This is a genomic window from Ellagibacter sp. (assembly GCF_048412355.1).
GTDB lineage: Bacteria > Actinomycetota > Coriobacteriia > Coriobacteriales > Eggerthellaceae > Ellagibacter.
Genome location: NZ_DBFSAP010000054.1, coordinates 1 through 11948, shown reverse-complemented (window position 1 = coordinate 11948; position 11948 = coordinate 1). Strand labels below are relative to the sequence as shown.

The window sequence follows — 11948 nt, the reverse complement described above, 5'->3', positions numbered from 1 at the left end:
GACAAGCTCGACTTCGCCGATACGGGCGAAGCCGACGAACCTGCGCGCGAGGTAGTTCGAGTTTTTCAGATTGCGGCGTTTTTCAAATTACGGCGTTTGTGGGGTATTTCCCATCGAAACGCTAGGTTGAAGGCGTGGGCAGCGAAGCCTAGGCTTGGAGCCAAAGAAAAAAACGGGACGGGGGTCGGACGATCTGGCCCATCCCTCCGACCTCTCTGCTCGGCGTGACAGCCGAATCGATGGGTTGCTACTTGCGCGCCGCAACGGCAAATGGAAAGGATCCTCATGAACGTGTTTATTCCCGATGGCCGAATCGACCAGTTCATTCTCGAAGACATGCCCTATATCGATCTTACGACCGAAGTCCTTGGCATCGGCGAGGAACCGGGGGAAATCGAGTACTTCACGCGCGAAGACTGCGTGCTCGCCGGTGTGGAGGAGGCCGCCCGCGTGCTCGGGAAGACGGGTGCGCGCGTCATCTGGTCGCGTCGTTCGGGGGAACGCCTCGCTGCGGGGGAGCCGTTCCTTCGCGCGGAGGGCACGGCGGCGGCGCTGCATATGGCGTGGAAGGTGTCGCTCAACCTGTGCGACCACCTGTCGGGCGTAGCGACCAAGACGCGCGCGATCGTGGACGCGGCGCACAGCGCAAACCCTGCATGCGAGGTGCTCACTACGCGCAAGAGCATGCCAGGCGTGAAAGACCTGCTCACGAAGGCGGTCACTTGCGGCGGCGCCTTCCCACACCGTCTGGGCGCGTCCGAGACCGTGCTCGTGTTCGGCCACCACATCACTTTTATGGGCGGCTTCGAGGCGTTCTTGGAGGCGCTTCCCGCCCTCCGTGGCCGCTGCGTGGAGAAGAAGCTCTTCGTGGAGGCGGGACCCGACGAGGCGCGCCGTCTCGCGGAAGCGGGCGTTGACGGCATCCAGCTCGACAAGCTGCCGGTGGACGATCTGGCCGCGATTGTGCCCGAGCTGCGCGCGATCGACCCTCATCTCGCGCTCATCGCGGCGGGCGGCATCAACCTGCAGAATGCCGCGGCGTACGCCTCGACGGGCGTTGACGGCCTGGCCACCACAGCGCCCTTCACCGCCAAGCCCATCGACATGAGCGTCCGCATGAAGCGAGTAGAATAGTCGCACGCAAAGCGGGGCAGGGACCCAAGTGGGACAAATCACTCGACCCCGCCCTTCCCCCCTTCTTCCTCTCATGGCAACGCGCGGGGGCGTGTAGCGCGCATTTCCCCATAAAATGCAAGTGCTTTCCAAAGTGCGGGGCAAATCTTGGGGCAAGCGGCCGAAAAATGCCGAAAGTACGTTACACTGGTTACAACGCAAGCCGAAGTCGGCTTGACCAAGCGGTTCTTTGTGTGTGCAAGACTAAAAGTGGTTGTGCCTCAAAGATGCTCTTTCGGGCGCGGCCACGCAACGAAAGGTTGGTGGTCAAAATGGCAGCTCCTGCCACTGAGCACGTGCGCAATGTCGTCCTGGTGGGTCAAGACGGCGCGGGGAAGACTTCGCTCGCTGAGGCGATGCTCTACGTCTCCGGCAAGACCCCGCGCATGGGTACGACGCACGACGGCAAGTCCTATCTCGATTACGACGCCGAGGAAATCAAGCGCAAGTTCACGATCGGCACCTCGATCGCCCCCATCCCGTACAAAGACTATAAGATCAACGTGCTCGACACTTCGGGCCATCCCGACTTCATCTGCGACACGCTATCCACCCTGCAAGCTGCTGAAATGGCGCTTTTCGTGGTCGACGCCGTTGCGGGCCCACAGGTCATGACCACCAAGCTGTGGCGCGAGGCCGAGGGAATGCGCCTTTCACGAGCCGTGTTCATCAATCATATCGATCGCGAGCACGCCGACTTCGACATGGCCATGGCCACGCTTCATGCGCGCTTTGGCTCGCGTCTGGGCCCGGTCACCATCCCCATTGGACAAGACGCTGACTTCAAGGGCGTCATCGACATCATCCGCATGGAAGCCCGCTACTTCGGCGAGGGCGACGACTCCGAGCGCATCGAGCCCATTCCCGCCGAGTTCGCCGACGCTGCGCAGGCTGCTCGCGACAAGCTGTGCGATCTTGTGGCCGAAGCCGACGACGAGCTCATGATGAAGTATCTCGAAGGCGAGGAGCAGCTCACACAAGACGAGCTCGAGTCGCTGCTCGACAAGGCCATCGCGCAGGAGCTGTTCATTCCCGTGTTCGTGGGCTCCACCATCATCAAGCAGGGTATTCAGGGGCTTATGGAAGACATCTGCACCTACTTCCCGCATCCGAGGAGCCACGGTCGCTTCCAGATGGCCGACGGCACCTCCATCCCCATCGACGAGACGAACCGCCCCGCGGCCTTCGCCTTCAAGACGCTCTCTGACCCGTTCGTGGGCCGCTTGAGCTTCCTTAAGGTGCTCTCGGGCGTGCTCGAGCCCGGCATGGAGCTCATCAACGCGCGCACGGGCAAGAAGGAGCGTCTGGGCCATCTCTATGTCATGATGGGCAAGGAAGCCACTGACGTGAAGAGCGCGAAGGCGGGCGACATCATCGTTGTGCCGAAGCTTGCCGAGACTCGCACGGGCGACACGATTTCCCTTACCGGCGAGATCGCCGTCGACCCCTTGCCGCTGCCGGTGCCGCAGTACCCGGTCGCGATCGAGGCCGTCAACAAGAAGGAAGAGGACAAGCTCGGGACGTTTCTTGCCCGCGCGGCGGAAAACGACCCGTCGATCCACATCCAGCGCAACGAGGAAACGCACCAGACCGTGCTCACCGCGATGGGCGACACGCAGGTTGACATGCTCATTTCCCGCTGCAAGGAGCAGACGGGCGTCGATGTTCGCCTCGTGCCGGTGCGCATCCCGTATCGCGAGACCATCCGCAAGACCGCCGAGGCGGAGGGCCGTCACAAGAAGCAGACGGGTGGTGCCGGGCAGTTCGGCGACTGCTGGCTGCGCATCTCCCCGAACCCAGGGGCGGGCTACGAGTTCGTCGACGAGATCAAGGGCGGCGCTATCCCCGGTGGCCTCATTCCCGCGGTCGACAAGGGCGTGCAGGAGACCATGAAGGAAGGCGTGCTCGCTGGTTACCCGATGGTCGACATCAAGGTCGCCGTGTTCGACGGCAGCTATCATTCCGTCGACTCCAACGAGATGGCGTTCAAGACCGCCGCGCGCATCGGCTTCCGCGCTGCATGTGACCAGGCCGATCCCGTGCTGCTCGAGCCGATGGCCGACATGGAGATCACGGTGGGCGAGGACTATGCGGGTCCGGTCATGGGCGACATCTCCACGCGCCGCGGCCGCATCGTCGGCACCGATTCCAACGACGAGGGCGAGACGGTGATCATCGTGCGCGTGCCCTACGCCGAGGTCGTGAAGTACACGAAGGACTTGCGCTCGATCACGCGCGGCTCGGGCTCGTACAACATCCAGCTCAACGGCTACGAGCAGGCGCCTGCCGACGTCACGAAGAAGCTCGTGGCAGCCTACCAAGAGGCAAGGGCGGCAGGGATTTAGGATCTAGGTTATGGGAAAGTAGCGAGAAAAAGGGGTCAAGCTGCTGGGGGGCGGCAAGCGCGAAGCCGCCCCCCAGCTTTTGAATGCCCCTGTGCTAATTAGCGATAGTCCATCATAATCTGGGCGGCTAGTGTTTGCCTTGCAGCTATTGCTGCGTCTATTGCGGTTCGCCCCGCTTCGTCTTGAATATAGGGATCGGCGCCATTGTCCAATAGGTACTGTATGACATCGATTTTTCCTTCTTCGGCAGCATTCAAAATGGATGTGCATCCTCTTGGCGTCGTTTTATTTATTTCTGCTCCATGCGAAATTAATTCTTCGACAACAGTTAGATTACCGTTTTCTGCAGCGGTGTATAACGGAAAGAGGCCGTTGTAGCAAATTCCATTCGGGTCGGCGCCTGATTCTAACAACATATGCACGATATCAGCACTGCCGTTCATGGCTGGGTAGTAAAGATTCGTGATTCCGTATTCCATATGGTGAAAATAACGGGGGTTCATATGGCTAAATGCTAAATCTTGGAACAGACGAGCCCCTATTTCTTGAGGGATGCCGGGTTTGAACAAATCGTTTTCAGGGTAGTCTACGAAGCTTCTCGCGTTTGGGTCGGCTCCTGCTTCAAGCAGAAATTTTACTTCCGCCGCATTACCGGAAAGACAAGCGTTAAATAATGCGGTACCCATGCCATCCAACGGCTCGTCAATACTGCGAGATGGGCACGCCGAGTTGCTCGAAGAATACTCGTTAAGGATGTTGTACACGTCATGATGTCCGTATTTTAAGGCGATGCGTATGGCATCGAGCTCACCGTCTGTTTTCTGCAGAGGGTCGGCTCCGCAGTCGAGCAATAATTTAATAACAGAAGGGTACCCGTCGTTACTCAGATATTGTTCTTTAAATATTGTCTGGAGTCCTTGACTCGCGCCTATTTGAATGCCTCCTGCCGCAAGGTCAAGGAGGGTTAGCCCAGTCCCCCCATCGCTCTTACTGATAAATTGTTTTAGCGTCTCTTTAGGAATTGTCTTTGCTATGTCGTAAAGACCACCTTGAAAAATCGATTCATAAATTACGAAATCAGATAAGTCTTTAGCGTTAAGGTGTGCTCCATGTTCTATGTAAGCTTCAAAATGGTATAAGCCGTCGTTATGGCTTTTCAAGTGCGCCCCTAAGGGGGAATAGCCGTCTCTGTTTTCTACATTTAAGTGGGCTCCATATCTAATTAGAAGCTCTGTGTAGTATTCACCTGAAGAACCGTTACCGCCTATCGCAGTGTAAATAAGCGGCTCATTGTTGTGTTCGGTATTTGGCATTAGCCCCGATGACAGCAGTTGCTCTGCAATGCTTCTGACATCGTCCGTGTTGCACTGCCACACAGGAGAATCTCTTCCGATACAGCTTAATAACGAGGATATTGACAGGCGATCTTCGCGTTGTATGCAGGCTGAAAAAGCTTCGGCTGCTAGCTGTTGGCCGCTGCTGGATATTGACGCAGGTATGGTTTCTGCAATGTGGGAAATGTCGCTGTCTTCATCCCTCAGCTTTTCGATAATTACTCGTAATTGTCTGTCGTCTTTGGACTTACTGCTCGAAGATCCGAACAACTTTGAAAATAATCCCATGACATACCTTTCGCGTAATGGTTTGCGGCCTGGATTTCCTACTTGCTCTCTATGCCGAGCATCTCTTCGTTGAAGTGCTTGAGCCACTCCAAGTGAACACTGTGAATAACAGGGGCTTCGGCCTTCGATAGCGGCACGGCGGCCTCGCTATCGAAAGAGGCAACGAATTCCCTGAATCGGACGGCGGCAGGACGTACGCCCTTGGCGCTCAATGCGCTTTCCTGTGCCATTTTGCGCATTCCCTTCAGATACTCCCCAAGTGCCCCTTCTATTAACTCGGGGTTGTTCTTTTCCAAAATAAGCGTCGATAAAGCTTTGAGCAACAGAAACACGTAGTTATCAGGGCGTTGAGCCAAAAGAAACGTCGTGGCTCCTCGCAAATGCTTGAGATTGTTGATTTCTCCGCCCTGTTCTTCATGGATGAGTTTCACGTATTTTTCGACTATATCGAAGCTTTCATAGAGGCCGTTGTCCGTATCGCGAGGGAGATATTCTCGCCTTGCGTAACGGGAGTTCATGTAAAGCATGACGAACTCTTCGAAATGCTCTCCGCCTGAGCTTAAGCCGATTTTGCAGGCTTCTTCCATGGCTGATATTGCCTCTTTACGCTGTTCGGCGATTTCTTGGTAGACAAACTCAACTAAGGCATTGAGGCATTTCTGAAGAAAGCTCTTTCCCTTTCGCTTGGGGAGTGTGGCGATAATCGATTCGACTTTTTCGGCTGCATAATATTTCGACAAATAGGTTTTCAGGTGATTCTGATAGTAGTTGTCTTCATGTCGTGTGATTGCTGCAACGATGAGCCTCGCTTTGTAGTCGACGTGATAGTCGTCTATGGCTCCGATTAGCGACAGGCGATACACCGCTTTGAAGGTGCTCTGGTCATCTCGTATGCGATGGAGCATGCGCTTTCTCTCGATTTCTTTGAGCGGACGAGCGTAATCGATGTGGCGATTGCCCCCGACTTTCCTCTTGGCAAGTTTCTCTAACTTTTGGGAAAACTCATCAAGGGAGTAGCAGAAGCCGGCTTGCTCTTTAACATCTGCAATGTCCAAAGATATTCCGCTGCTTGCGAAAATTGAAGCGATTTCAACGATTGCATCGTTCTCGAAGGGAATGCTGATAGTGGTTTGCTCGCCGAAGCCGATTCTTGAGAGAACCTTTTCGATGCCGTTACTTGTCTTTTGAGGCGCATGAATCGACGATCGCGGGTAGACGATTTCGTTCAAAAGTTCGTAAAGCTGCGTCTTCTCGAAATCTGGCCCTTTGAAGCTGTTGAAATAGAAACTGCGCATTAATGAGCTGTCGCAGGTTTGATCGCCAAGTGCAGGGAATTTTTGATTGCAGTAAAGGATCGTGCAAAGCGCATCTCGTTTGTCTCGTCCTGCGCGTCCAGCCTCTTGATAATAGCCTTCGATAGAACTGGGGTAGTTGAGGTGGATAACGTGGCGGATATTCGGCTTGTCGATCCCCATCCCGAACGCTTTCGTTGCAAGGAGAAGATCGATTTTGTTGTTGATGAAGCCTTCTTGTGCGGCAGCGTTTCTCAGCTCGTGCTCTCGGGAGTCCTTGCTTCCGCTCGTTCCGCTGTAGTGCCCGATAATGCAGTCGGGGATATTTGGCTGGATGCTATTGGCTCCAAACGCTCCACTTTTATGGGGGCAGAACACTATGGTTGGGTTGGAAGACGGGCTATGTTCCATAAGCTCAGCCTCTAAAACCCTGCTTTTCGCATTGCCGACAGCTTGTCGTACCTCAAAAACTGATCCATGCGTATCGGGCACTTTCACTTCGCGCACTTCAAAGGAAAGTTCTTTTCGGGATAAATCGGCCAGTCGAATAATGGCGCTTTCGTCCTCTATGCCAAGTTCGCGTTGAATATCTGCGAGTACGTCGTATGATGCTGTTGCCGTTAGGGCCATGAAGGTTATCTCGTCTCGTCCTTTGCTTTTGCAGAATCTTCGCGCATTGTCGCCGAGTCGCAAGTATGAAGTGCGGAAGTCATGTCCCCACTCGGAAACGCAATGAGCTTCGTCTACTACGCAGTAACTAAACGATTTGCCGTATTCTTCCGTCATCGAGAACAGTTCGTCGCGAAAATCTTTAACCTGGAGCCTTTCGGGGGAGATGAAGGCAAACATAATCTGCCCGTTGCGGATTCTATTCGTTACCTCATTTCGTTCGGCGGCGCTCAGGGATGAATTGATGTATGCGATGCAATCGATCCCGTTTTTCCGCAGGCCATTGCATTGGTCGACCATAAGAGACTTTAGCGGGTCTATGACTGCAGCTACGCCAGGTTGCAGAAGTGCTGTCAATTGATACGTTAGCGATTTGCCTGATCCGGTCGGTAGCAGCCCAATGACCGATTGATTCTGCAGTGCGCGGTTGATTATCTCAATCTGTCCTGGCCTGAAATTGTCTTTACGGAAGATGTTTCGGAGGAGGCTTCTAAGGAGCTTAGTCATTTCGGGATTCTGCTCGAAAATCTCTTCCCCTTCATTATCGCGCTCTGTGAACCCGAGAGGTTGATAGGTGATATTGGGAGCCGTTGAAAAAATTCTAGTGGAGCGAATCGAATTTGCTGAGCGTATTCTGACCCGAGTTTTTGCTTTGATGTCGTTTCTGACGTTCGTTATGAAAGAGCGTTCCAAAATGGCGCAATCTATAAGGGCATCGTATTCGAGTGCTGCGTCCACGGCGTCATTTGTGCGCGTGACGAGCAATTCAATGGAGGGTAAAAAGCTGGCGGAACCTGAAAGCGCTCCAAGAGCTTCAAGGAGATGCCCCAAGTCCTTCATTGCAAGCTCTGCGCAATCGATATCATGCTCAACGATTGCAATTCTCCAACTTGGTGACGAAAGGGGGAGCAACCCTTCTTTTATCAGATGGAGGATTGCCTTTTGGATTCGGGCGCACAGGAAGGGTCCTAAGATTGCGTTGAGAGCTAATTCTCCGTCGGGGTCTTCCGCTAGCGGGTTCTCGTAGTTTTGAGCAAGGGCTTTTAGGTAGGGGCTTTTGGCTAGATGGTTGAAAAATGCTTCGTCGAGGTATTTGCCTGGATTTCCAGATTCGCTTGCGGGAATGCGGAAGACACTCACACCGTTTCGCCGCAATGCCTGATCTCGTTTCTTGTCGAGATATGCATTTTTCCTTTCTTGATGCTGGCTCCCGTCTATTTCGAAGACAATGCCGTTTAGCTCTTCGAAGGGGTAAGGGAATTCGATGGAGAAGTCGACGCGTTGGTCAATGAAAGAATTGTCGCTTTGACTCAAGGTGCCATGACTGCAGTTCTCAATGATTGAAGTGAGGGACCGCTGCCTTTCGACAAGCTGGGTCCACCATGCTGGAAGGGCTTGCTTGAGTCCCTTTTGATGAAACTGCTTTTCTTCGGCGCTATCATATGGTGCTGGTTCTGCTTGTTCTATTGCATGAAAAATGTCAGCTGCGGAAATCCCTGAATCGATGACGTGAAGAGCTCGAATCATCTTTTCAGCAAAACGGGAATCGCATGTGAGATTATAGAGAAGCGATCCGATTCGCTTTGCCTCGGGGTCGATCGAAACCTCGAATCCATGCGATTTGAGCAAATCGGCATAATGATCCTCAATGAGAAGAGATGGCCTTGTGGGCAAGCCCCGCGATATGAGATTGTCGGCTACATTTATTACGTCAGGAATCGATCTGACGATCGAGGGTTGCTCGGAGCTTTCCATTTCGATATCGAAATAGCAAAGACTTCGAAAGAGCCTGTCGAGACTGTCGTCTTCGACGAGACGTTCTTTGTGGAGTCGTTCTCGAACGCTGTCGAGGACGTATCCTGCCTGAAGTTGTTTGATGCTCATGATTCCCTCACAGGAAGATCCCGATGAGTGAGGCTATGAATGAAACCCCTCCAACGCCGACTGCCGCTATGGCTATCTTCTCAATACGTTCGAGTCGTGCTTGCTCCGCTTCCAGGTTTTGCATGGCGGCTTGAAGGGCGTCTCGCTGAGATGAATGAGCTTCTTCGATCTTTTTCTCTATGGCTTGGAGAGCCTCTCGACATGATGATTCTGATGCTTTGAGCTGTTCGTTTGTGGCGAGTTTTCTGATTCGAGGCATTACCTCTTTCTCAACTATTTCTTCGAGCTTTTGGATATTATCGTTGCATTTTCCAAGCTCTGAGTTCTTAATCTCGCTTACTAGCGGGTCAATCTTACTAAGAAGTTGGCTGCTTGATGAGGAAAGCTGTTCACTGCAATCTTGCAGAGCTTGTGCAGCGCTTTTGCTGGCTTTCGAATAACTTTCTTGGACAGAGTTCAGCGTAGCGGCTGCTTTCTCGGTTGCCTGCTTGGAGTTATTGATGACTTCAAGGGCATTCGCTAGCCTTGCCAGCTCATCTTCCATTTCTTCGAGTTGCTTATCGATTTCGTCGATCATAGATGTGCTCCTATTCGTCGTGATCGTAGTAATCTCGCAGATAAGCTTGTATAAGCATTTCGTGCATTTCATCTGTTGCCGCCGCCGCTATGCTTCTTTTGGAGACGAATGCTCCGTTGGCGATAAGCAGTTTTGCCAGTTTGATTCGATTGTTCGATGAGGCGGATACGAGTGGAGTTCTTCCATCGTGCGCTTGGTGATTAACATATGCTCCTGCGGCGATAAGCTCTTTTGCAATAGCTTCATACCCTTCACAGGCTGCGCAAAAGAGAGGGGTTGTTCCGTTTCGCCTGGGCTTATTGACATCTGCGCCTCTGCGAATTAATAGCCTGACGAGGTCGATGCGGTTTGCGATGCATGCTAAGTAAAGCGCGCTTGAGCCTCCTCTTTCAAATGTTTCGAAGCTGGCATCAGCAGATTCTCCACTTACGTTGAGGAATTCCTCAATTGCCTCCGCAGCCTCATTTTGAGCAAGCAAAAGAAAGAAGGCAAGATGGGGCGTCATGGCGTCATCGCTGATGGCTGTCGTTCCATTGGGGTTTTGATAGCTGATTTCGACTTTTTCGGAGCTGAGATTAACGGATGAAACATCCCTATGGTATTCAAATCCCTGCTCTACTGCTGCGGTTCTGTCGCTTTCAACTGCGCCGTATTGTTTCAGAAGCTGTACGATACGACTATCATTTCCGTGATTACCAGTAGCAACAAGAAGAGGGGAAAACCCGTTCGAATCGCATTTGTTTGGGTCGGCGCCGCTTTCGAGAAGGAGCTTTGCCATCTCGCAATATCCCATTTGAGACGCGGCATAAAGAGGGAAGCTCTCATCGTTTGTCACGATACTCTGGTCAGCATTGTGATTGAGCAGTATTTCGGCTGTTCTGCAGTCATTGTTGCACGCTGCAAAGAAGAGTGCAGTACAGTTGTATCCTGCAAAGGTGCGAAATCGAGCGTCTTTTGTGATGGCATTGACTTGTGCGCCGTGGTCTAACAGCAAAGCGCAAACATCCGAATAACCGTTCTGAGCTGCTCTGTGCAAAGGTGCAAATCCATCGGGAGCAAATGCTTGCACATCCGCCCCATTCTTTATAAGTAATTCAGCTATCGCAGATTTTGCTTGCTGGCGCCTTTCCACCCATCTTTTTGCTTCGTCTGAGTGAGGTGTGACATCTTCAAAAAGCGCAAGATGGAGAGGCGGAAGCATTTGAGCCGAAAATGATTCCATAGAGTCGATCATATCGGCTGTGGCACCGGCTTTATTAATATCTGCACCATTTTCGACAAGGAGCTTGGCCATCCCTAAAAAACCATCGATGCATGCGATTTGAAGGGGAGTCCAATGAGTGGCGGAAGGCAAATTGACATCGGCACCATGGTCGATGAGCAGTTTTGCTCCTAAGAGCGCTGCTTGCCTTGATCGGAGAGTTGGGGGAACGATAGGTTGAATTGCGGGGCAGGTGACGTTTGCGCAATCGATGAGGGGAGTGTGCCCCCCGATGCCGGCGCAATTGGGATCTGCTCCGATATCCAATATCGACTCTGTTATTTTGGGCGAGATTTGGGTTGCTGCCTCTAGAGGTGTGATGCCGCAATTTTTCTCGCAGGTCTTGTCGAAATCAAACCCCACTTCGGCAAGAAAATTCGTATAGTCTGCAAGTTTATCGAATACCCATTCGGGTGGCCGCTTTGTCGGCTTGTTCGTAAAAATAAGAAGCGTTTGGTCGTCCTCTTCGTCTCCGTATACGATGTTGTAGTTGAGCATGAGTCCGAATGCGTTGACCCCGTTATCGTTGGCGCAGTTGGCATCTGCTCCTGATTTGACGAGAGCACGCGCTATTTCAAGGGAGGAATAGAAAGCGCTGTTGCGGATGTTCGCGAGTGAAGTGCGACAGCATGCGAGAAATGGGGACAATCCATCCAGCATAGCGTTTGCGTTGGCGCCCTGTTTTAGAAGTTGCTTGACATCTTGAATGGACGTATCGGGGTCGTTGCATGCGGAAAGTAGCTTGCGGTTTAGTTCGGTGTTGCCAGCGGTTGTGCTTGAGTTTGAGCTAGATGTGGCTGTGGGTTTTTCCGAATCAGCCCCACTATCATTCGAGACGTAAGATTTGAGGAATGAGGAAAAGGCTAGTATAGGATTAGAACGCTTGCTATCTCTTGGGGGGGGGTCATGATGATTCCTCTCTTTGCTTGATTGTCCTTGATTTAATCTAGCACATTTTCCACGCATTCTTCCATTTTTCTATATGCGAGGTGCGAGTTAAGTTTTGCGGGAAAAGCCGACCGGAAGCCTTGCCGGTGCGACGGGGATCGGGGCGCCGTCGGCGCTGCGGATGACCGCATTCTAGCACGACCTGGCGCGGAAGCGCGCGTTGGACCTCATCGCCCA

6 protein-coding genes are annotated in these 11948 nt (G+C 52.8%); 2 read left to right on the top strand and 4 right to left on the bottom strand.

The window, feature by feature from the left end; all coding sequences use genetic code 11:
- Positions 1–285: 285 nt before the first annotated feature.
- Together modD and fusA are read left to right on the top strand one after the other, a co-directional pair.
- Positions 286–1134 carry a ModD protein gene (gene modD, locus ACMRQN_RS08980; RefSeq protein ID WP_418734704.1) on the top strand — a complete coding sequence of 283 codons (849 nt, stop codon included), beginning with the start codon at positions 286–288 and terminating at the stop codon, positions 1132–1134.
- 311 nt (positions 1135–1445) lie between these two features.
- Positions 1446–3518, top strand: coding sequence for an elongation factor G (gene fusA, locus ACMRQN_RS08975; protein ID WP_418734703.1), 2073 nt, complete (start codon positions 1446–1448; stop codon positions 3516–3518).
- A gap of 98 nt (positions 3519–3616) precedes the next feature.
- On the opposite strand, the gene ACMRQN_RS08970 is transcribed toward fusA, so the two are convergent.
- Genes ACMRQN_RS08970 through ACMRQN_RS08955 form a run of 4 tightly spaced genes read right to left on the bottom strand, consistent with a single transcriptional unit; the run spans position 3617 to position 11483 of the window.
- Entirely contained in the window at positions 3617–5140 is a 1524-nt protein-coding gene (locus tag ACMRQN_RS08970) for an ankyrin repeat domain-containing protein (RefSeq protein WP_418734702.1), read from the bottom strand.
- A 38-nt stretch (positions 5141–5178) separates the two neighbouring features.
- Positions 5179–8985, bottom strand: a complete 3807-nt coding sequence (locus ACMRQN_RS08965; protein WP_418734701.1) for a RecQ family ATP-dependent DNA helicase — start codon at positions 8983–8985, stop codon at positions 5179–5181.
- Between the two features lie 7 nt (positions 8986–8992).
- Positions 8993–9562: a hypothetical protein gene (locus ACMRQN_RS08960; protein WP_418734700.1), complete on the bottom strand. Its 570-nt coding sequence runs from the start codon at positions 9560–9562 to the stop codon at positions 8993–8995.
- 10 nt (positions 9563–9572) lie between these two features.
- On the bottom strand, positions 9573–11483 hold the full coding sequence (locus tag ACMRQN_RS08955; protein ID WP_418734699.1) for an ankyrin repeat domain-containing protein: 1911 nt from the start codon (positions 11481–11483) through the stop codon (positions 9573–9575).
- Positions 11484–11948: the final 465 nt, after the last annotated feature.